At 49.8% G+C, this 22,002-nt stretch carries 15 protein-coding genes; 9 read left to right on the top strand and 6 right to left on the bottom strand.

Annotation, left to right across the window (positions count from 1 at the left end):
• Positions 1 to 33 precede the first annotated feature (33 nt).
• From C4H11_RS02260 to C4H11_RS02235, 6 genes are all read right to left on the bottom strand, one after another.
• Positions 34 to 822 (bottom strand): N-acetylmuramoyl-L-alanine amidase-like domain-containing protein, encoded by a 789-nt coding sequence (locus C4H11_RS02260; protein WP_106040317.1) that lies wholly within the window; start codon positions 820 to 822, stop codon positions 34 to 36.
• Positions 823 to 993: 171 nt separating this feature from the next.
• Positions 994 to 4,215, bottom strand: coding sequence for a glycoside hydrolase family 2 TIM barrel-domain containing protein (locus C4H11_RS02255; RefSeq protein ID WP_106040316.1), 3,222 nt, complete (start codon positions 4,213 to 4,215; stop codon positions 994 to 996).
• 32 nt (positions 4,216 to 4,247) lie between these two features.
• Complete coding sequence (locus tag C4H11_RS02250; RefSeq protein WP_106040315.1) at positions 4,248 to 6,239, bottom strand: OPT family oligopeptide transporter; 1,992 nt, start codon at positions 6,237 to 6,239, stop codon at positions 4,248 to 4,250.
• Positions 6,240 to 6,340: 101 nt separating this feature from the next.
• Positions 6,341 to 6,730 carry a DUF1573 domain-containing protein gene (locus C4H11_RS02245; protein WP_106043035.1) on the bottom strand — a complete coding sequence of 130 codons (390 nt, stop codon included), beginning with the start codon at positions 6,728 to 6,730 and terminating at the stop codon, positions 6,341 to 6,343.
• Positions 6,731 to 6,798: 68 nt separating this feature from the next.
• Positions 6,799 to 7,548 carry a precorrin-2 C(20)-methyltransferase gene (gene cobI, locus C4H11_RS02240; protein WP_106040314.1) on the bottom strand — a complete coding sequence of 250 codons (750 nt, stop codon included), beginning with the start codon at positions 7,546 to 7,548 and terminating at the stop codon, positions 6,799 to 6,801.
• Positions 7,549 to 7,600: 52 nt separating this feature from the next.
• A complete protein-coding gene (locus C4H11_RS02235; protein WP_129588271.1) occupies positions 7,601 to 11,290 on the bottom strand; it encodes an AlbA family DNA-binding domain-containing protein in 3,690 nt (1,229 codons plus the stop codon).
• A gap of 652 nt (positions 11,291 to 11,942) precedes the next feature.
• Between C4H11_RS02235 and C4H11_RS02230 the strand changes: the two genes are divergently transcribed.
• The 9 genes from C4H11_RS02230 (at position 11,943) to C4H11_RS02190 (ending at position 21,590) form a co-directional block, all read left to right on the top strand.
• On the top strand, positions 11,943 to 13,115 hold the full coding sequence (locus C4H11_RS02230; RefSeq protein ID WP_106043033.1) for an ABC transporter substrate-binding protein: 1,173 nt from the start codon (positions 11,943 to 11,945) through the stop codon (positions 13,113 to 13,115).
• A complete protein-coding gene (locus C4H11_RS02225; protein WP_106040312.1) occupies positions 13,112 to 14,149 on the top strand; it encodes an iron ABC transporter permease in 1,038 nt (345 codons plus the stop codon). The genes C4H11_RS02230 and C4H11_RS02225 overlap by 4 nt, the downstream gene beginning before the upstream one ends.
• Before the next feature lie 19 nt (positions 14,150 to 14,168).
• Entirely contained in the window at positions 14,169 to 15,185 is a 1,017-nt protein-coding gene (locus C4H11_RS02220; protein ID WP_106040311.1) for an ABC transporter ATP-binding protein, read from the top strand.
• A gap of 12 nt (positions 15,186 to 15,197) precedes the next feature.
• On the top strand, positions 15,198 to 16,913 hold the full coding sequence (locus tag C4H11_RS02215) for a helix-turn-helix domain-containing protein (protein ID WP_106040310.1): 1,716 nt from the start codon (positions 15,198 to 15,200) through the stop codon (positions 16,911 to 16,913).
• Positions 16,914 to 17,233: 320 nt separating this feature from the next.
• The gene (locus C4H11_RS02210) at positions 17,234 to 17,500 is read left to right on the top strand and encodes a hypothetical protein (protein ID WP_035455892.1); all 267 of its coding nucleotides are present in this window, start codon (positions 17,234 to 17,236) and stop codon (positions 17,498 to 17,500) included.
• A gap of 38 nt (positions 17,501 to 17,538) precedes the next feature.
• Positions 17,539 to 18,780 carry an OmpA family protein gene (locus tag C4H11_RS02205; RefSeq protein ID WP_106040309.1) on the top strand — a complete coding sequence of 414 codons (1,242 nt, stop codon included), beginning with the start codon at positions 17,539 to 17,541 and terminating at the stop codon, positions 18,778 to 18,780.
• A gap of 2 nt (positions 18,781 to 18,782) precedes the next feature.
• Positions 18,783 to 19,709 carry a FimB/Mfa2 family fimbrial subunit gene (locus C4H11_RS02200; RefSeq protein ID WP_106040308.1) on the top strand — a complete coding sequence of 309 codons (927 nt, stop codon included), beginning with the start codon at positions 18,783 to 18,785 and terminating at the stop codon, positions 19,707 to 19,709.
• A gap of 59 nt (positions 19,710 to 19,768) precedes the next feature.
• Positions 19,769 to 20,662, top strand: coding sequence for a fimbrillin family protein (locus C4H11_RS02195; RefSeq protein ID WP_106040307.1), 894 nt, complete (start codon positions 19,769 to 19,771; stop codon positions 20,660 to 20,662).
• A 49-nt stretch (positions 20,663 to 20,711) separates the two neighbouring features.
• The gene (locus C4H11_RS02190) at positions 20,712 to 21,590 is read left to right on the top strand and encodes a fimbrillin family protein (protein WP_106040306.1); all 879 of its coding nucleotides are present in this window, start codon (positions 20,712 to 20,714) and stop codon (positions 21,588 to 21,590) included.
• The last annotated feature ends 412 nt before the right edge of the window (positions 21,591 to 22,002 follow it).

Raw genomic sequence — 22,002 nt, 5'->3', positions numbered from 1 at the left:
CAAGCGTAAAATATTGGATGACATTGTTAAAACTTATTTCTTTACTCTCAACACGCGGATGCCTGTCCACTTATCGTTCTCTTTCAGCATTTGCGACAAGGTGTGCTTGGATATAACCACTTTTTTCTCAGTAGAAGAGGCGTGTAGGAGAGTGAGTTTCCCGTCGGCATAGAAAGCAATGCCCATGTGGGCTACATCCAGTCCCGGTATATTGGTTGTGATGGCAATGATGTCGCCGTCTTTAATCCAAGGCAGACCATCGGCCGGAAGCTTTTGCTTGGGCAGATAATGGATGGTTTTACCGGACAATATCCGCTCCGTTTCTTTTATCTTGGCCACGTTCTCTGCCGAAGCGGCCAGCTGCATGTATTGTTGAGGGCGGGAAGACATATAGAAGACAGACAGTTTCTCTGTGTCTGTACTCATCTTGGCCGTGACGTCTTCGAGGAATCCTTTGCGTATTCCGTTGTCCACCCAATCGGTATTGTAGTGCAGTCTGGAAGCGTATCCGTCAATCTTGCCGTTGCGATAGCGGATTTGCTGCAACTTCTCTCCGAACGCGGTTTCAGAAACGTCTCCATCTTCCGTTTTCGGGGTAAGGGTTTCAGCCAATACATATTCCACAAAGGTGGTGCAATCCACTTCGTCGCAGTTGATGACAAGTTCTTCGGGGCCTTCCGCTTCGAGCGTATGGGCCACATAAGGAATATCCAGATACTTTATTCCGTTACTCAGCATCTCTTTCCCTACTTGTGCGGAAGCCGAGGTCAGCACGCCTGTGGCACAAAGGATGCTGAACATCAATTTACTCATTGTTCTCATTCTTTTTGTTTTTTTGATTGGTATTTTTTCTTATTTCAAGTCACCGCATGCAGTGATGAATGACCAGCTTTTCCTTCCGCTTCTTTTAAAAGCGAAAAAAAGGATGCGGCAAATGTACTACATCCTTTTTATAGTTCACTCATCAAGGGGGAGTAAAATTCAAATCTCCTTTCAATATTGTAAGATTAATGTTCTATAATCCTCTTTTTTATCGAACGGAACAATCGAGAAACCATATTCGATGACATTGGTTTTCCCCGGACGAATCAAGTAAGGTTCGTGAGGAATTGATCCCCAGCTGTCGTCTCCTCCAAGTCCCATCATGCGGTAGTCGATGAATAAGTCTACCATCTCTTCCGGCAGGGGGTCGGTGAGGTGACGATGGTTGCTTTTCGCGGTACGCGGGGCACCGTTGTCGATGCTGTCGCCGCTATCCAGACTTTCCAGCGGATAGTTGGAAGCATTGAGCTCGAAGGTGCGGTCGGCAACGAACAGCAGACCTCGGCGGGCTTTGTTGGTGAGTGCGCACCAATAGATGTCCGTACGATGATTGTTCTCTTGCGGACGTATGTACGGTTCGTACATCGTTTTCAGCGGAGTGGTATATTCTCCGACGAACTGTGAGGTTCGGCGGTCACGATAGTTCTCTTGCGGTCCTCGGCCATAATAAGTCAGGTCTTTGAAAGAATTTTGCAGCTGCATCCGCAAGCCTATGCGCGGAATCATTGGCACTTTCTCATTTTCGGCCACGAAATGGTTGTCCACCTTGATTACTCCGTTGGCATATATCCGGTAGGTAATGTCCCAGCGGGCGTCTGTCTGTGCAAAACGATAAGTCACTTTCACCGTGGTAGAGTCGTTGCCCTGCAATACGCGGAAGCTTTCAGCTTTCAGTTCCTGATAGCTTGCATCTTTCCATGCCTTGAGGCGGAGGGGCAACTGTGCTCCGTAATCATTATCTGTCGGGGCACGCCAGAAGAAAGGGCGAGGACCTTGGCCATTCAGGATATACTCCTGTTTCTTATATAAATAAGACGTGAGCAGACCGCTTTTCTTGTCGAAGGAAGCCTTGAAGCAGGCGCCCGAAAATTCTATTTTGTCACCTCTGTCTTTGGATGCCGCAAGTTTTTCTATCTGCGCTTCTTTCTTGAAGAAGGTATGGATGTAGGTCTGTTCGCGCGCAATGACCGTACCAGCCGGCAAGAAAGGTTCTGCCGTCTTTACGGTTGCATAGAATTCAATGCGTACGTCTCCCGTAGTCTTTTTTTCCTTGGGAATGCCATTCAAGAATCCGGAAGTCACCACCTTGCCCGGTGCGGCTTTGATGTTCTCTATTTTGCCGCGATAGATTTCCTTTCCTGCATCGCGGATGATGTAGTAATAATCGTATTTATCCAGATTGGTAAAAGAAAAATCATTGCGGATTTTCACGGTACAGGTCTGTTTGTCGAAATCCAAGAATTTGATGTTCTGGTAAACTTTTCCCATTTCCTCTGTTTGCGGCTTGATGCTGCGGTCGGGATATACCACTCCGTTGATACAGAAATTCCCGTCGGAAGGTGTGCCGTTTTCACCGTAATCGCCTCCGTATGTCCAATATTTACGCCCGTCTGCTGTCTTGGCCGCCAAACCTTGATCCACCCAATCCCAGATACAGCCTCCTTGCAGGATGGGATATTTCTCTATGATATCCCAATAGTCTTGGAAGTTTCCGAGGCTGTTGCCCATGGCGTGGGCATATTCGCAAAGAATAAGCGGCCGTGTCATGTCCTCCTTCAAGGCATACTCCTCCAAAGCAGCGGGCGAAGCATACATCGGGCAATAGATATCCGTGTTCCACTCCATCAACGCGCGTTCATACTGAATAGGGCGGCTATCGAGCGATTTCAAGGTATTGTAGGTGACGTAGAAATTCACTCCGTTTCCGGCTTCATTTCCTAACGACCAGATGATGACAGACGGATGATTCTTGTCTCGTTCATACATGTTCAGCGTACGGTCAATGTGCGCATTCATGAAGAGCGAGTTATTGCCTAACGTTCCTCCTACGCGCAGGTCGTATCCCATGCCGTGACTTTCGATGTTGGCTTCGTCAATGACATACATGCCATATTCGTCGCAAAGTTCGTAGAAACGTTCTTGTTGAGGATAGTGGCAGGTACGTATGGTGTTGACGTTATATCTCTTCCAAAGCTCAAAGTCCTTTTTCATTAAATCTTCCGTGACATAATGCCCTGTATATTCGTTGTGCTCATGATAATTCACGCCTTTCAGGAGAATAGGTTGTCCGTTTATCAGCAGTTGCTTATTCTTTATTTCCACAGTGCGGAAGCCCACTTTGCAGCCGGTAGCTTCGATTACGTCACCGTTCGGACGTTTCAGACTGATGACCAGTGTGTAGAGATTAGGCGTTTCGGCAGTCCATTGCAGAGGTTCCTTGATGGTCTTCTTGTCAAATTCCACTTCGGTCTGTCCGATTCCCACTTGGATGGAAGACTGCGCCACTTGTCGGTCTTTGCTGTCCAAAAGCCGATACGCCACGATAAGAGGAGAGTTTTGCCCGCTTTCGTTGGCAATCTGTACTTTTACTTTCAGTACACCATTCCTGTAGTTTTCGTCCAAAGGAGTTTCCGCCTTAAAGTTCGTGAGATGAATTTGAGGCTGCGCATAGAGATAAATGTCCCGTTCGATGCCGCTGATGCGCCAAAAGTCCTGACACTCCAGATAATTGGCATCGGAAAAACGATGTATTTGTATGGCAATCACATTCTTTCCCTTTTTGGCAATGGTGCTGACATTGAAGCGTGCCGGCGTCTTGGCATCCTTGCTCATGCCTATAAACTTGCCGTTGAGGTAATAGAAAGCGGCTCCGCGCACACCGTCGGCACTTAGGAAAACCGACTTGTTCTCCCAGTCGTTCGGCAGAATAAATTCACGGCGATATGTTCCGGTAGGATTCCACTCTTTCGGAACATAAGGCGGATTGGGCTTATCCCAGTAAGGAGCATAGCCTGCCGAACAGAACTCATAGGGCAGGTTCACATAGATGGGGGTGCCGAATCCTTGCAATTCCCAATTGCCGGGAACGTTTATCTCGGGCCAGTGCTTCACATCCGTCCGCTCTGCCATGAAATTCGTAGGACGGTCGGCAAACGCTTCCACATAATGGAATTTCCATTTTCCGTTGAGGGATAAACGGGATGTACCGTTATTACGATCATTGATCACGGCATCGGCTTCTGTGGCGTATGATGTGAATGTGCTACGTGCAGGTTCTCTGCCGATGCTGGTCAGATTAGGGTTGGTGATGTCGTCGTAGCGGTTGCCGCTCTGTGCCGATAGGGTAAGCGGAAATGCTGCGAGGAAACCGAGTAGTAGATTCTGCAATCTCATAAAAAATATGTTGTTAAGTTAATAGAAAACTTTTATTTGGTTTTCATGGAAGATTTTATAAAGTAGAGTATCAAGATGGCGTATGCGCCCAATGCCAGCACTTCCGACCATGTGTTCTGCACCCATGCGCCGTTCACCAGGTTGATTCCTCCGAAGCGCATGGCTGCACTTACCACGCCCATCAGCGCACCGCCTGCAATGAAGCCGGATGCAAGCAATGTGCCTTTTTCTCCGCGTTCGGCATTAAGAGAGGCATCTTTGCTGCGACCGGTCACATACCAGTTGACGGCGCCACCCACTACCAGCGGAACATTCAGTTCCAGCGGGATGAACATACCCAAAGCAAAGGCCAGTGCCGGAATCTTACAGAAGTTCAGGATAACGGCAATCACGGCTCCGATGGCATACAGCAACCACGGAGCGCCCACGCCGTTCATCAGCGGTTCGATGACGGCAGCCATGGCATTGGCTTGAGGAGCGGCCAACTGTCCACTGGTGAAACCGTATGTTTTGTTCAGAATAATCATCACGCCGCCTACGGTAGCCGCGGAAACAAGTGTGCCGAGAAACTTCCATGTCTCCTGCTTGGCGGGTGTGCTGCCCAGCCAATAGCCTATTTTCAGGTCGGTGATGAAGCCTCCTGCCATAGACAAGGCCGTACACACCACACCGCCCATGACAAGGGCTGCCACCATTCCTCCGGGACCTTTCAGTCCGGCGGATACCATCACTACTGATGCCAGAATCAGTGTCATCAGCGTCATGCCCGAAACGGGGTTGGTACCCACAATGGCGATGGCATTGGCCGCCACGGTGGTGAACAAAAACGCGATGCCTGCAACGAGCAGGATGGCAACGATGGTATGCGTCAGATTGCCCTGCATCACGTCAAAATAGAAGAACAGGACGACTAGTAGCAAGGTGATGATAGAGCCGATGGCAATAATCTTCATGGAAATATCCCGCTGTGTGCGTCTGACGCTTGCTTTTGCATCGGCTTTTCCACCCATTTCCTTTGCGGCCAGCCCCATGGCACTCTTGATGATGCCCCATGACTTGATGATGCCGATGACACCTGCCATGGCAATACCGCCGATGCCGATGCTCTTGGCATAGTACTTGAATATCTCTTCCGGAGACATGGAGCCTATGGTAGCCGTGATTTCAGGATTCCATTGGTTCAGTACCGAATCTCCCCAAATCAGAGACATGCCGGGGATGATAATCCACCAGACAGCCAGCGAACCGGCACAGATGATGGAGGCGTATTTCAGTCCGACAATGTAGCCCAACCCCAATACGGCGGCGCCGGTGTTGACCTTGAATACCAGCTTGGCCTTTTCAGCCAGCATTTCGCCGAAGCCGCATACGCGGGTGGTGAAATTCTCGTTCCACCACCCGAAAGTGGCTACGATGAAGTCATAGAGTCCGCCTATTATACCTGCCATCAACAACGGCTTGGCCTGACTGCCGCCCTTTTCGCCCGAGACGAGCACCTGTGTGGTGGCTGTTGCTTCCGGAAAGGGGTATTTGCCGTGCATGTCGCTTACGAAATATTTACGGAAAGGGATAAGGAAAAGAATGCCCAATATGCCGCCCAACAAAGAGCTGACGAATACTTGGGTAAAGGTCACGGTGATTTCTTTAGGATAGGTTTCTTGGAGGATATAGAGTGCCGGAAGGGTGAAGATGGCCCCCGCCACGATGACGCCCGAGCTTGCGCCGATGGATTGTATAATTACATTTTCGCCCAACGCGTTTTTACGTTTTGCCGCACCCGATACACCTACGGCGATGATGGCGATAGGGATGGCCGCTTCGAACACTTGTCCCACTTTCAATCCTAAATAGGCGGCTGCGGCCGAAAAGAGGACGGCCATCAGGATGCCCCATGTCACCGACCAGACATTGACTTCTGCATATTTCCTGTCGGGGCTCATCAATGGGTTATACACTTCTCCCGGTTTCAATTCACGGAACGCATTTTCCGGTAATCCGGTAATTGGTTCTTCTTCTTGTTTCATAGCTTTGTAATTTGATGTTTTTCTTTATGCCTCCAAAGAAAGCAAAAAAAAGGAGATTAAAAAAATCTCCTTCATTCAATCTCGCAAAAATGCATTATTTCTCATTCTTTTGCGGTCATATCTCCTTCAATGAAGAGTCTCATGATTTCAGTCTTGGCATTGGTGCGCAAGGTGATGGACTTCTTGAAGTGTCCGGGAAATCTGCCGGCTCCGTTGTACGTCACTTTCACGGTTCCGCTTTTTCCGGGCAATATCGGTTCCTGCGAATATTCGGGAACTGTGCATCCGCAGGAAGCCACGGCTTGATGGATAACCAAGGGCGCATCGCCTATGTTGGTGAATTTGAAAGTAAAGTTCACCACCGGGTTGTTTTCGGAGAATGTACCAAAATTATGCTCGGTCTTCTCGAATTTGATGTCTGCCTGTCCTTGTGCATGGGCATAACCGATGCTTATCACTAACAGCATCATATAAAAAACAATTTTCTTCATATTCTGATTCCTTTTAATGGTTATATGCCGCAAAGGTAAACCTTTTTTCTGAAAAGCGTCTTTTATTATTACGAAAATGTATGAATGACTTCTTTCATATCGGCATTTTCCGGTCGGCGGGCAATGAGCATGGAGAAGTAGGGGAACGCACGGGAAAGAATCAGGTCGGGACGGTCGAGATACACATCGTTGGCGGTGCCCACGTTCTCGAAATAGTGATAATCGTATTCCGGATGCAGCCGGATGAGTTCGTGCATGTTTTGCGCACACTTGGAGAGTTTCATGATGACGACAGCCTCTTCTCGTTCTATGTGGCGAGCCACTTCGTCGGCTGTAGCCGTGCCGGGAAGTATGGTCAGTGTCTCGGTTCCGCTGACAAGATGGATGCCGGCTCGTGCACCGGCTGCTATAAATGAAGGCACACCGGCGATGTGCTCTACCGGGATTCCTTCTTTTTGCAGTCGTTCGTACACATAGTGTATGGAAGCGTAAAAGCCTGCATCGCCTTCGGCGGCCACACATATTTTCTTCCCGTCGGCATGCAGTTTCTCTATTTCCGCAAAAAGGCTATCGTATGCCGCCATGGCTTTGTCACGCTGCCTGCTCATCGGAACGGCAAAGCGGATGATGCACTTTGTATTGATTTCCAGTTGGTGAAGAATGGCGGCCGCATGCGAGGTGCCCGGAGATGTTAAGGATTTTTTGTTCACTGTCTCCGGACAGAAGATGCAGTCGGCGTTTTGCAAGGCTTTCAGGCCTTTTACGGTAATCAGTTCCGGATCACCGGGACCGAGGGATACGAATAGAACAGAATACATTTTATCTTGATGAATTTAGGATTAAGTGAAACAGGCACTCTGCTATTGATGGTCAAATCTCCTTTATGCCCCATAGGTGGAGCTTATTGACCATGTCTTTAGCCAAAAAGTTCTTTGAGGAGCCCGTGGAAGTCTTTGGTTTGTCAAGAATACTATTGAAGTCCTCGATATACTCGTCTGGTATCACATCATAGGCCAGAATCCTACTTACCAGCCCTTCATTATATGGCATTTCTCCACTATCCATGAGTCTCCCTTCCTCAAAACCCGACAGCCTGTCTAACCGCATTACCACCTTTGGCCGTGTCTTATTTTCTTTGGAAACTGTAATAACCGCATCATTTTCATTGGCTAAAGAGGCGAAGATTAACTTGCTTTCAGTGTTTCTGGAATATTCTCTATTGGTATATTCAAGCAGTTCCTCTACAGGCACCTTGACAATATGTCCATTGTCATAGCCCAAAACCATATAGCCTGTTTTCTCACTCTCTTTAACGACTAATGTCAACAGAGATGCGTCATCAAAATCGTAATCATCTATTTTCTTAAATTTACCGCTGTTGAGGAATTTAAAGAACCCTATCGGTTCTACATAATTCTCAGGATCGTCCCATTCCGATAACACGTTCTTTCTGATGCGGCTTGTCATTATCTCATAGTCTTTCGAGGTGATAAGAGGCATGGCGGCATTGTCAGGCTCCTGATTGGTCTCTGTCATCTCTTCCGATATTTCTTCTGTGGAAGGGGCGGTATGCAGCTTCCGGCTCAGCTTTTGATACTCGTTAAACTCTATTTCCGTCAGTTTCCTCTTACTGCCGGCCTTGCGGATATACCAATGTTCATTGTAGGGCAAACCGGATGGAATAGGAAGAACCTCTATTATCAAGATGTTCTTATCAGTGTTCTCTTCGTCAAAGCCAATCTTATTGATGTATGTAGTGGCCCTGTTTCCCCATGTCGAGGCGACGGCATCAACAATCGACCTGCTGTATTTGTCTTTATCGCCGTAATAGAGAGAAGTTTTTAGATCCTCTTCGACGCTTACACCGTATCCGAAATTGTTGACGCCAATGTATAGAGTGCCTCCCCTTGTGTTGAAGAAAGAGTTTATCACTTTCAGAATCTCATCCATCTGCTTCACTTGGTTTGGAAAAGAACCATTGTCCTCGGCAAAGAATACGATGCTGGTCTTATACTCTGTTTCCTCGTTTTCTTCTCCGGTCCCATAGAGTTTTAGGCCTGTTTCATATCCTTTCAGGTTCAGCAGTTGGATAATTTTGTTGTGAATATTCGTCGCGCTACTCTCCAATCCATTCGATTTGGTGATGTTATAAGCCAGTACAAGTGAAGCCAGATTCTTTAAATATGGGTTGGAGCTTGCAAGATTGAACAAGTCAGCGTTGTGCTCAACTTTGCCGATGAAGCTGACTGTCTGTAGCTGCATAAACCTTTCCCGAAGGACGGCATTGTTACTGAATAGTTCTGCATTTGCATGTTCAAGTTGTGTCAACTTTTCTTCATCTACCTTGGAGTTTTGAGCAAAATCGTGCAGCATCACTATTATATCCATTCTTCCCTTGTAATATGCGGCCTGAGATTCCCAACCGATTAACAAACAAAGAATCCTTGCAAACCCAAGATAATTGAAAGACTTGACATATTCTGTATCTATCAAAGCCATTCTGTCAATCAGGTAGATGACCTCTTTCACATACGATTCGTCAATCAGATTGTCACTTTCCAGTATTTGCTCTTCCTCTTGTTGCGTTATATTTTCAGAAATTTTACCCAGGCTGCAAGCTTCCATAAGATTTTTGAAAGCGGTATTCAAGTCGAAATCGAAAGATGTAAAACCCAAAATGTCACAAGCTATATGGAAGGTCCCGGAGCCGGCACCGATTAGCCTGCAACGTACGATACTGTTCTTTTCTATCCCCTCGAAGTTGCCCGCATTTCTGATACTGACGCTGACACCTTCTTTCGTAATGGCCGGAGCCATGCCGTAATTGTTTGGGACATTTCCTACCGAGCATATGATATCTTCATCGTCGTCATAATAGTTATCCGAAAAAAAGGTCTTTAAATCTTCGAGCATAGAAAACCTGAACAAATCGTCTTCCTTGTCAATGATCAGGGCCTGAAAAATGAGCCGGCTGCCGTCAGAGGCATAGAAATGGCGCAGTGAAGTTGATATGGAGTAGGGCACTATATCGTCCACACAGATAAAGCCGTTGCCGCCTATTTCATCCTCAATCTGACAGAAGTATTTGTCCCTGTAATTGACGTCTTGTCCTGTAAAGGTGATCTTCACTGTTTCGCCGGTCCTATGCTGCTTTTTGTTTTTATTGGCAATTACAACAGGTCTCTTTTTTATGTCGAAGAATTCTGTTTCAATTTCAGACCAGACAGATTGGTAAGGAGTGATGTCGTTTGGCTTAACGGACGTAAGACTTGTTTTTGGTTTGGAAAGCAAGAATACTTGCAAGTTTTTCCATAACCTGAGTTCATTTGGAAAAACAGGCCTTAAGTTTCCTTTCTCACCCGCAGACTGTAGATGGATACCCTTTTCGGATATTAATAGTCGCCCATTTCCCTGAGAGAAAGAGTTAACCGTATCGATGTTGTCATAGGAAGAACTGAATATGTAATGTGGCAATACCATCACTTTCTCAATCGTATATGCCGGTAATTTGGCATTTGAATTGAATAGGATAGAATATGCGGCATTGACCAGTCTTCCCGGATTTGACGGGTACAGGTAAGAAGAAAGCAGGCAAAGCCTGGCTGCATTCAGGCGATAGTCGGCTATATTCGAAATCTTTGAATCCTTAATCAGCAAGAGCTGTATGGCCAAAGCCAACATATTGTTGTCTATCAACACTTTGTTCTCCTTGGTTTTGTCAATCTTTCCATCACACTCTCTGATGTAGAGATCCAACAGTTTAATCAATGCGCTGCCGAAGGGTTCTCTCTCCCATATCTGAATATTTTTGTCACTGATGATGTCAAGCAGTTCTTTCATCCGGTTATTCATCAATTCCGGCTTACAAAGAAACAAGCTGGACAGTATGCTGAAGTTCTTGCTCGGATGATAGACAAAACCGGAGACCTTGAGCTTGTTGAATAAATTGTCTATAAAAAGGGTGGGCGTATCTTCTGTGTCTTCCTTGGCTTCATTATTGATAAGTTCGGTGGCTCTGATATAATAGCCTGTTTGCTCTATAATCAGAGTAAGCCTTTCTTGATAGAAGTCTCTTTCGTTATGGCTGCAAATGTTAAGTAAGTCTGAAAGCTCCAATAAGTCAGAGCAATCCTTTCTGACGGTCTGCAAGTCGGTTTTTTTGTTTAATAGGTTCTGAATCCACCGATGGCATTGGGTTTCAAAGGATTTCTCTTTTTCCTCTGTCAATAGTATTTTGACGAATTCTTTTGTGTTCCACGCTATTCCTCGCGATTCGAGCAGTCCCGTGAGCTTCTCTTCTGTCAGGTTATGTTTGCTTTGCTCAAATGCGCTAATGTTCATCAGTTCTATCTTTGGATGCTTTTCACTTACGGCCAGTATCCTGCATTTAACTGTCTGCCCCTTGAATAGGACAAGTCTGGCCGTACCTTGCAGGTACGATTTTATTCCTGTCTTCTCGTCTATCAGTTCACAATAGGTGGTAAACAGAGATCTTACTTTATAATCTATGACATCACCTATTTTATAGGCCTGCATCGGGGTTAGTTTGTTTTGTTCCATGGGATGTTTATTCTTTATTTTCCTCTTGAGATCCGGTATATCGTTATACGGCAAAATTATTCAATTTCATTGAGAAATAAACGCTGTTTTGAGAAAAAAGTAGAAAAGATTGCGATGCACGCCAAACATCTTCCTGTAAGCCATGGAGAGTGATAGGTCACTTAAAAAAACAGCATCGGAAATGAAGCGTTTACAGTTGTACAAGTGTAGCCTTTCACTTGTACAGGCGTGATTTATCACATGCAGTGTCTTTTCCTGGTTTAGTTAGACGCTTTTTCTGTTTATAAACGATATCAGTAGGCTGTTCTTTAGAATATTGTACAGCTTCAGTAGTCACTTCCTCCTAAGTCATGCCGATAAGCTTTCTTCATCACTACGGAAAAATCTTGAATTTTTCCGTAATTTTCCCGAAGGGACTCACAAAGTGATAATTCCATTTTTGGTTTCTCGATGAAAGAGACTTTTTCTTTTATTTACAAAATCGCACAATTAGGGAGAAAGGGACAGCTGATGAATCTGATTCCATTCCATGCGACTTGTTTTTGCGGAAGAAAGGGCTATAAACGTGGATTTTATGAGGAAATTATTTGCGTATCTTCCCCAAAATGACGAATTTTGTGGTCTGATTTTTTTTTTAAAAGATTCCGTAATCATGATGCGAATATCAGCCATAGGCATTGCTTTTTGCTGCATTTTATCCATAACTTCGTGTGGAGCAAAATCAAAACAAACTTCCGGACAAGATGCCGTCGCGGCCGATTGTTCCGTTGCCGCGACAGACACGGCAGCCATTGTCACTCCCGTTTATGCGAAAGGGTATGCGGTGAAATACCTTCCGGGCAATGTGCGCTTGGTAGACATACACGACCCTCAGAAAGAGAGTAGCCGCACTTTTCATTATGCGTTGGTGCCCAAGGGAACACAGCCTGCGGGCATTCCCGATGACTATACGGTCATCGAGACACCGGTGCGGCACGTCATCTGCATGACCTCGTTGCAACTCTCCAACTTCATCCGCCTGAATGCCTGCGATTGCGTGGCAGGCATCACCAGTACCCGGCATCTTTTCAACAAAGAGATGAACGAACGCCTGAAGACGGGCAAGACTGCTAAAATCGGCATCGAGGGGAATTTTGACAATGAGGTGATAATAAGCATGAATCCGGACGTTATCTTTATCTCTCCCTTCAAACGGGGAGGGTATGACGCCATGCGCGAAACCGGCATTCCGCTCGTTCCACATTTGGGATATAAGGAGATGACTCCGTTGGGACAAGCCGAATGGATTAAATTTATCGGCATGTTTATCGGGAGGGAGGCGGAAGCGAACGAGGTGTTCGCCGCGATAGAGAAACGATATACCGAATTGAAACAACTGGCTGCCGGCGTGAAGAGACGCCCGGTGGTGTTCAGCGGAGAGATAAGGGGAGGAAACTGGTATGCCGTGGGAGGGAAGAGCTTCCTTGCAGAGTTGTTTCGTGATGCCGGCGCGGACTATTTCCTGAAAGACGACCCCCGTTCGGGCGGTGTGACATTGGACTTTGAAACGGTGTACAGCCAAGCGGAAAGTGCCGACTTCTGGCGCATAGTGAACAGCTACGACGGTAAGTTCTCTTACGATGCCTTGAAGTCGCTCGATCCGCGCTATGCCGATTTCCGGGCCTTCTGCGAAAAAAAAGTCGTCTACTGCAACATGAGCGATAAACCTTTCTACGAGAGCATGCCCATGCAGCCCGAAGTGGTGCTCGAAGATTTGATACATGCTTTCCATCCCCATTTGCTGCCCGATTACAAACCTGCCTACTACGAACTGCTGAAAGAATGAAAAGACCTGTACTGCTGTCGATGCTGCTGATATTCGCGTCGATTCTCCTGTTTTTCCTGCTGAATCTGTTGTTGGGTTCCGTACACATCCCGTTCCGCTCGATATGGAGAATATTGTGTGGAAGCACGGACGAATCTGTGGTTTGGCAGAACATCATCTGGAAGTCGCGCGTGCCGCAGGCGCTGACGGCCTTGGTGGCAGGGGCGGGGCTCTCGGTCAGCGGGTTGCAGATGCAGACCGTGTTTCGCAATCCGTTGGCAGGGCCTTCGGTGCTGGGCATCAGTTCGGGAGCCAGCCTGGGAGTGGCTTGCGTGGTATTGTTGTCCGGTGCCATGGGCGGTGCGGCATTGAGCCGGTTGGGATATATGGGCGAGGTGGCATTGTCCGTTGCCGCCATTGTCGGTGCGCTGGCCGTCATGGCGCTCATCGTCTACGTATCCCGGAAAGTGAAGGGAAACGTCACGCTGTTGATTATCGGCGTGATGATAGGCTATGTGGCGAATGCCGTCATCGGTGTGCTGAAATATTTCAGCGTGGAGGAAGACATCCGTGCATACGTCATCTGGGGCTTGGGCAGCTTTGCCCGCGTCTCGGGCGACCAGATGATGCTGTTCGTATGTATCATGGCCGCATTGCTTCCGCTCTCTTTCCTGTTGATAAAGACGATGAACCTGCTGCTGCTGGGCGACGGCTACGCGCGCAATCTGGGACTGGACATCAAGCGGGCACGGTTGCTGGTCATCTCGTGTTCGGGTGTGCTGGTGGCCATTGTGACGGCCTATTGTGGCCCGATTATGTTCATCGGGCTGGCCGTGCCGCATCTGTGCCGTGCCATTTTCCACTCTTCGGACCACCGGATACTGATGCCTGCCAGCCTGCTGACGGGCGCCGCCTTGGCACTGGCATGCAATCTGATAGCCCGCATGCCCGGCTTCGAGGGAGCTTTGCCGGTAAACTCGGTCACGGCATTGGTGGGAGCGCCCGTAGTGGCTTCCGTGTTGTTCAGAAAGAGGAAAAGTGAAGAGAATGAATAGAATAAGTGGAAAAATGAGAATGAAGAACGAGACGATACATATAGAAAGACTTTCCATCGGCTATCCCGGCAAGGGAGATGTCAAGGTGGTGGCGGAGGGCATCTGCGCCGGAATCAACAGCGGAGAGCTGACCTGCCTGTTAGGTGCAAACGGGGTGGGGAAGTCTACCTTGCTGCGCACGCTGTCCGCCTTCCAGCCGAAGCTGGGCGGGGAGATATTCATCCAAGGAAAAGAGATAGACACTTATACCGACAAGCAACTCTCGCGTGTCATCAGTGTGGTACTGACGGAGAAATGCGACATACGCAATATGACTGTCACCGAGCTGATAGGCTTGGGGCGAAGCCCTTATACCGGTTTCTGGGGAACGCTCTCGAAAGAAGACAAGGCGGTGGTGGGCGACTCCGTCTCGCTGGTGGGCATTTCTCATCTGGCACACCGCATGGTGCACACCCTGAGCGACGGCGAGCGGCAGAAGGTGATGATAGCCAAAGCGCTTGCACAGCAGACGCCCGTCATCTACCTGGACGAACCGACGGCTTTCCTCGATTTCCCCAGCAAGGTGGAGATGATGCAACTGCTGCACCGGCTCAGCCGGCAGACTCATAAGACCATCTTCCTCTCCACGCACGACTTGGAGCTTGCCTTGCAGATTGCCGATAAAATCTGGCTGATGGACAAGGTGAACGGAGTGACTATCGGCACGCCCGAAGACCTCTCGCTGAACGGCAGCCTGAGCCATTTCTTCGCCCGCAAGGGCATCGTGTTCGATTTGGAGACGGGACTCTTCAGGGTGGACAACGAATACACCGATGAGATACGTCTGGCGGGGCACGGACAGAAGTACGCCATGGTGCGCAAGGCGCTGCAACGAAACGGCATCCTGGCAAACCGCAACGTGGAGTCGGCAACGTACATCGAAACCGGAGACTTGAAAGACGACGGCAGCTTTGTGTTGCACAGACCGGACAAGGAGCCGGCCACCGCACGTTCCATCGAAGAATTGCTTGAACTCGTTACAGACTGTAGACATTAAATAGATATACTGATGAAAAGAATCGCATCCATCTTGTTTATGCTTATACTTTCGGTAGGAAGTGTATGTGCCGATAGTCCCGCCGACTCCATACGCCGGGAGATGAATCGTCTCGGGGGGAAAGAACTCTTGCGGGCACACAGCAACCTTTGCCGGTTAGCGGCCGCCCAAGACGATATGCAGTATGAGTTGCGCTGCATCCGCGAATTTCTTGCGGAGGCCCTGAAACAAAAGGACGCGGAAGCCGAAGGGATGGCACGTGTCAGGCAGCTGTATTGCTACTACAACTACGACAAACCGGACAGCATCCTCTTCTATCTGCCGGAGTCGCTCAAGTCTCTGAAGAAAAACAAGACGTGGGACTATTACTACAATGCGTGGAGCGTTTTGGTGGAAAGGTATATTTACGAAGAAAAACTGCAGACCGCCTTGCTTGAAGCACGGAAGATGTATGCCGATGCGCACACTGTGAACAGCAACTACGGACTGGGCGTTTCCTCATACGATATAGGCAGCATTTACCAAACTATGGGACGCTTTCGTGAGGCTGAAAAATCCTTAACGGAAAGTATTGCCGCTCTGTCTAAGGAAGAAGACATCTCGCAGCTGCTCTCCGCCTACAATGCTTTAGGCGAAACCCTCGACGGATTGGGCGAGTACGACAGACTGCGGGCAATAGCCGAGAAATGGAAATCTGTCCTCGACAAGTATCGGGAGGAGGCACTACGCAAGGGTTATACCCAGCCGCTAAACGGGCGTTACCTCTACTGCACACTGGCTGCCGCCGTTGCCGAGATAGAGACGGCAAATTATTCAAAGGCCGACGAACTGCTGAAACAAGCAGAGATATATGCCGAGGGACGCAAGGCTGTCGCACAGTTCAAGCTCCTGCAAGTGCAGGCGCGCTACTATGCGGCGACAAGGCAATATGAAGAAGCGATAGCCTGCAACCGCAAGAACATGGAAATCATCGCCGCCTCGGGCGACTCCGTGAGTCTGCTCACCGTGCAGGTCCAGCAGGCAGATTTTCTCCTGAAAGTCGGGCGGTATAAAGAGGCTGCCGAACTCTACAATGAGATACTTCCCCACAAGGACAGACTGCGCACCACGGAACTTGCCAATCAGCTCGACGAACTGCATACCATCTTTGAGGTGGACAAGCTCACGCTACGCAACGAAGTCATTACCACCCGTCTCTACCTCTCTCTCATTATCGGTATGTTGCTGTTGCTTGTCCTCGTCCTATACATTATATATACGCGCAGGCTGCGCCGCAAGAACAGAGTTTTGTACGACTCCATTCTGCAATACCGACGTGTGCAGGACGAAGTGGAGAGTTCGGTAAGAGCTATCCCCGAAGAACAACTCGACCGCGAAGGCAGGCTCTACCGTCAATTGTGCGAATTGATGAAGACCGAGGAGATTTACAAGGATGCAGCCTTGAATCGCGACGTTTTGGCCGAACGACTCGGCACGAACTCCGTTTACCTTGCCGATGCCGTGCGCAAATATGCCGACGGCGCCACCGTCAATGAGTTTATCAATAGCTACCGTTTGCGCCGTGCAGCTTCCTTGCTGACCGGCAATCTCAATCTGAACATCAATGAGGTGGAATACCAGTCGGGGTTCAACTCCCGTGCCACCTTCAACCGATGCTTCCGGGCCTGTTACGGTATGTCGCCCTCCGAATACAAAGCCATCGCCAAAGAAAAGAAGGTGGAAAAGTAACGATTGCTGGACCGATAGATGCCGAAAGCCCCGAATCATTCTTCATCGAATGGTTCGGGGCTTTTTTATCGCCTCATCTTTTGGTCGCGATGTTCCTTTTTCGCAAGAGAGATATTCCTTTTTCGCAAGAGAGATATTCCTTCTTCGCAAGAGAGATGTTCCTTCTTCACAAGAGAAGAAGGGCGGAGACGGAGGCTTTTTCCCTTCTCTATTTATTTGTCTTACAGCTGTTTCCAAATATGAAACACTTTTTTCCGGATATGACACATCACCTAAAACCTTCTTTTTTAGCTTTGCACCATCATCAACAACGAAGAAGAATGAAGAGTATGTATTGGGTATATATAACGGAGGATGGCGGGGCCGGAATAACCATCGGGTTCTCTGCCGATATGGACAAAACGTTCCTTGAGCTTTCCATACATGGAAGAAGCCTTTTCTATCTTCGTCCCTTTTCCGTTCCTTTCGATGCTTTGGCGCACAAACATCTGCTCGAGGACCTCTCGTTAAAAACAATCAGGAGGTTCATACGGAACCATCGGGAGGAGACGAAGCGATGTTGCGACAGACTTTTATTTAATTATTGAGAAGAGAAGCAAACAAAACATTCTAAACAAAACAAGATATGAATTATAGAAGAATTGTATTGACGGTGCTGCTTGGAGGAGCCATTCTCCAGGCCTATGCACAGGAGGTCCCGAAAGAACGAACTACGGTTCGAGGATGGTATGCCGGACTTCGCGGCGGACTGTCGGCAGGAACGTCCACCTTTGTTTCGGCAGCTGCCGATAAGTTTCGGCCAGGGTGGAGCGCTGGCTTTTTCGGCGGTTACCGGTTTAATCCCGTGTTTTCACTCGAAGGTGTATTGAAGTGGGGAGAAGTTACGCTCGGCGTCCGCAAGAGCGATGTCGACGCGAACTATTGGCTGGGCAGAGACCTCGTGCGTTACCATGCTCCTGTCATCGGCATCGAGGGTTGGAACTACAACGACCTCAAAAGTCGCGTCAACGTCCGGAGTTTCGGCTTGCAGGGCAATATCGACTTGTTGGGATTCTTCCGTTCCGGCAATTGCCGCTGGCGCATGGAGCTTTCACCTCTCGTCTCGGTAGTGCGTACGAAAGCAGATTTCATGGTTATTTCCGACAATAAGACCGTTATGGGTCTCGAATCCCAATGGCATATAGGTTGGGGCGGCGAGGCGCAAATCGGTTACCGGGTGTCCGAGCATTGGGGCATCGGCATCTACAGCGGTTTCATGCAGCTTGCCGGCAAACGCTTAGACCGCATCCCCGAACAGGGTTACAAGACCAATCTGCTCCGCGAAGGCGGCCTGAAGCTCACTTATGCTTTCGGTAAGAAAGTGAAAAGGGCGGAGGCTTTGAAGCCCGTCGAACCCGCTATGCCCGAAGTCGATGCTCTTTGCGAACAACCGGCACCGAAAGAGGACAACGAACCGGATACGACAAAGGCGGCAGAACCGGTTGAGCTGTCGAAGACGATAGAACGCCCCGTTTCCGAAGTAAGCGTCGCCTCCGTCGAGAGTGCGGCAGCTGTCGACTTCCCCACCGTGTATTTCGCTTTCAACAGTGCAAGGATTTCGGGCGGGGAGGAAGCGAAAATGCAGCAGACGCTCCGATTGCTGCAGGACGACCCGGAGCTGAACATCATCGTGACGGGCTGGTGCGACACGACGGGCAGCGATGCCGTCAACCTGCGCCTGTCACTGAAACGTGCCGAAGCCCTCAAAACATGGCTGACCGCCCGAGGTATCGATGCCACCCGCATCAAGACCGCAGGCAAAGGCCGAGACTTTAACGAAAAGAACGCTGCCAAAGCGCGCCGTTCGGAAACAGCAAAGGAGGATTAACAATGAAACAGACATCATTTTATTACACCTTCGTGTGCCTCGTGGCACTCTCCATCACGTCACTTTTGTTGTCACTTTTGTTTTTTATGATGTTCTTACTTGCGTCGTGCAGCTCCAACGACAGGGGCGATGACGATGATTACGGCATTTCCGCCGCCCTTTCGTGGGCAGACCCGGCCGATGCCGGCCGCGAAATCAAGAATGTCAGGATATGGATATTCCGAGCCGACGGTAAGCTCGTGTCCGAGCGTCAGTACGGCAACAAGTTTCTGATTGCCCTCGACATCCATTCGCTTCCCGCGGGGGAATATGACGTGGTGGCTGCGGTCAACCTCATCGAACCTTTCGAGGCCGACGGCGGCGAGACATTTTCCACTTTGTTGCTGAAACTTCAAGAAGCTTCCGCCTCGGCCGAACACGCCCACTATGCCGTGGAGCGCATCGGCCTGCCGAAGCACAAGAATATCCGTATCGACCTCAGACTGCGCCGCATCCTTTCGGAGCTTACGGTAGAAGTGGAAGGCGCCCCACAGGGCGAGAAGCTCGAAACGGTGGTGCTCAATGCCGCCGACGCCCTTATCCCCTCGCTGAAAGAGGCCGACGGCACCCGGGGCAGGGCTTCCGACAGCAAGCAGCCGGCCGAAGGCAAGACCGCCGCCGAACAGAATGGCGTCATCAAGACCGAAACGCTTCGCCCGATGCCCACGGTGAGCAACGCCGCGCATGCCTACCTGCGCTTTACCTTCCGCCATGCCGACGGGAGCCTGAGCCGGTGCGACGCCGAGGCCCCGCCCATGAAACCGGCGGGCAAGTACACGCTGAAAATGAAATACTCCGAGCTCAAGCCCTTCATGCACATCACCCCCACGCGCATCAGCGACTGGGAAGAGGGATGGACGATAAGCGGAGAGATACCGGAACCCTCGTGACTGAACGAGGCGAGTGATGAACCCTTTTTTTAGTTATTCAACATATTAAATTAACGAACATGAAGAAAAAGATTCTTTTCGCTGCCGCACTGGCAGCCGTTGCACTGACAAGCTGCAACAACGACAACGAACAGGCGCAGTCGCAGACCAAGCCTGAGTACATCACCGTGAGCACCTCCATCGACAACCTGACCCGCGTTTCCACCACGGGAAACGCCTCCCGGTTTGACGAAGGCGACAAAATCAGCGTCTATGCCTGGACGGGCACTGCCGACGAGGTGGCCGCCACCAACCTCGTAGTGAACAACTCCGTCAACGAGCTGAAAGGCGGCAAATGGCTGCCTACGCCCCTCATGAAGTGGGTGGACATGGCTACGCCGCACTTCTTCCTCTCCCTCTATCCTGCACGCAACGTGGCCGACTTTAAGGCCGACCCCGTAACGGTAGACCCTGCGAAGCAGATGGAGAGCGACCTGCTCGTGGCCGTCAATACCGGCCAGGGCAAAGCCGGACTGAAAGCCACCGATAACCCCGTGCAGCTGCGCTTCGACCACATGATGTCCAAGCTCGTTCTGGAACTGACCTACCGCAACGAGTTCGACGGAACACCCGCCGTGGCTTCGGTAAGCACGGAGGCAAAGAACGAAGGCACCATCGACTACCTCAAGGGTGTGATTACGCTCGGCGGGACTGCCGAAACCTTCGGCCTGCAGGCGCAGAAGGCCAACGAGGTATACGCCTCCGTCATCATGCCGCAGGAGGTGCAGAAGTTCACGATAGCCATCGACGGCAAGAACTACGTCTACACCCATCCCGCACCGCTCGCCCTCGTAAAGGGAAAGAAGCAGACCGTGAAGCTCATTGTGGGGCGCAACCGCATCGAGCTGGACCAAGTGGTGATTAACGACTGGGGAGCAGCCGCAGACATCACGGGCGGAGAAGCGGTAGATTGAATAGGTGATAAACACCGATTATAAACCAATTTCAAAAAAAGAAAAGAACATGAAGAAACTCTTTTTCATCTCGATGCTTGCAGCGGCGGCCCTCCTCGGGGGGCTGACCGCCTGCAACAACGAACTTGGCGAGCCGCAGGCAGACCGAGTTCCCGAAAATGCCGTGCGGATTACGGCAAGTATCCACAACCCGTTTGCCGCCACCCGCTCCATGCCGTTAGGCACGGAGGAGGAGCAAACCAAGTTTAAGGAGGGTGACGAAATCTTGGTGCGCGTTTACGGCAGCGACCAGCGTGCCACCTATCGTTTCGACGGCACTGCCTGGAAGCCCAAAGACGGCAAGTACCTCCTTTGGAAATACGACTGGCCGGAGTCTTTCAGAGCCTTTTATACCGTCGAATCTGGCTTGCAAGCTGTTGCTGGGGCACTATATGTTTTTCCAACAGACCAGAGCAGTATAGACAAAATCGCTAAAGCAGACCTAATGGTAGGGGATCTTAATCACCAAGCAAAGACGAAAGAACCGTTGCACTTTACGATGCAACGCCGGACGGCACGCCTCGTGGTCGAGATAGCCGGCTTCAACTCCGAATTTCCTGCCGATGCCAAGGTGGAGAACGTCAAGTTCCTTAACAAGAGCAACGCAAGCGCCCCTCAAGTAACATACACACCCTATGCCGATGGCGAGGGCGAGGTGGGCAGCACCTACACGGTGCTCGTTACCGGTCATGTTGTGCACAATGAGATTTCCCTTACCGTAGGTGACAAGGCGATGACTGCCAAGCTGCAGGACTATTCGTATAATGTCGGCAAGAGCTACACCTACCGCCTCACCGTGGGCAAGGAGAAACTCGAGGTGGGCGAAGTGACCGTGGCCGACTGGAGCGGCAGCGCAGTCATCACGGGCGGAGAAGCCGAGGCGGATTAAGGCACCCTCGCGCCGCACTTACAGTACGGCAACAGTCGAACTTACAGTACGGCAACAGTCGAACTTACAGTACGGCAACAGTCGAACTTACAGTACGGCAACAGTCGAACTTACAGTACGGCAACAGTCGAACTTACAGTACGGCAACAGTCGAACTTACAGTACGGCAACAGTCGAACTTACAGTACGGCAACAGTCGAACTTACAGTACGGCAACGGTCGAACTTACAGTACGGCAACGGTCGAACTTACAGTACGGCAACGGTCGAACTTACAGTACGGCAACGGTCGAACTTACAGTACGGCAACGGTCGAACTTACAGTACGGCAACAGTCGAACTTACAGTACGGCAACAGTCGAACTTACAGTACGGCAACGGTCGAACTTACAGTACGGCAACGGTCGAACTTA

The sequence above is a fragment of the Bacteroides zoogleoformans genome (assembly GCF_002998435.1).
Taxonomy (GTDB): domain Bacteria; phylum Bacteroidota; class Bacteroidia; order Bacteroidales; family Bacteroidaceae; genus Bacteroides; species Bacteroides zoogleoformans.
This window is presented reverse-complemented; position numbering and strand designations above follow the sequence as displayed.

What these genes read in the sequence shown, in the direction of transcription:
- C4H11_RS02215 (WP_106040310.1), top strand. Translation starts at nt 15,198, where the DNA reads ATGAAAAGAATCGCATCCATCTTGTTTATGCTTATACTTTCGGTAGGA.
- cobI (WP_106040314.1), bottom strand. Translation starts at nt 7,548, where the DNA reads ATGTATTCTGTTCTATTCGTATCCCTCGGTCCCGGTGATCCGGAACTG.
- C4H11_RS02235 (WP_129588271.1), bottom strand. Translation starts at nt 11,290, where the DNA reads ATGGAACAAAACAAACTAACCCCGATGCAGGCCTATAAAATAGGTGAT.
- C4H11_RS02250 (WP_106040315.1), bottom strand. Translation starts at nt 6,239, where the DNA reads ATGAAACAAGAAGAAGAACCAATTACCGGATTACCGGAAAATGCGTTC.
- C4H11_RS02200 (WP_106040308.1), top strand. Translation starts at nt 18,783, where the DNA reads ATGAAACAGACATCATTTTATTACACCTTCGTGTGCCTCGTGGCACTC.
- C4H11_RS02225 (WP_106040312.1), top strand. Translation starts at nt 13,112, where the DNA reads ATGAAAAGACCTGTACTGCTGTCGATGCTGCTGATATTCGCGTCGATT.
- C4H11_RS02255 (WP_106040316.1), bottom strand. Translation starts at nt 4,215, where the DNA reads ATGAGATTGCAGAATCTACTACTCGGTTTCCTCGCAGCATTTCCGCTT.
- C4H11_RS02210 (WP_035455892.1), top strand. Translation starts at nt 17,234, where the DNA reads ATGAAGAGTATGTATTGGGTATATATAACGGAGGATGGCGGGGCCGGA.
- C4H11_RS02245 (WP_106043035.1), bottom strand. Translation starts at nt 6,730, where the DNA reads ATGAAGAAAATTGTTTTTTATATGATGCTGTTAGTGATAAGCATCGGT.
- C4H11_RS02220 (WP_106040311.1), top strand. Translation starts at nt 14,169, where the DNA reads ATGAAGAACGAGACGATACATATAGAAAGACTTTCCATCGGCTATCCC.
- C4H11_RS02205 (WP_106040309.1), top strand. Translation starts at nt 17,539, where the DNA reads ATGAATTATAGAAGAATTGTATTGACGGTGCTGCTTGGAGGAGCCATT.
- C4H11_RS02230 (WP_106043033.1), top strand. Translation starts at nt 11,943, where the DNA reads ATGATGCGAATATCAGCCATAGGCATTGCTTTTTGCTGCATTTTATCC.
- C4H11_RS02190 (WP_106040306.1), top strand. Translation starts at nt 20,712, where the DNA reads ATGAAGAAACTCTTTTTCATCTCGATGCTTGCAGCGGCGGCCCTCCTC.
- C4H11_RS02260 (WP_106040317.1), bottom strand. Translation starts at nt 822, where the DNA reads ATGAGAACAATGAGTAAATTGATGTTCAGCATCCTTTGTGCCACAGGC.
- C4H11_RS02195 (WP_106040307.1), top strand. Translation starts at nt 19,769, where the DNA reads ATGAAGAAAAAGATTCTTTTCGCTGCCGCACTGGCAGCCGTTGCACTG.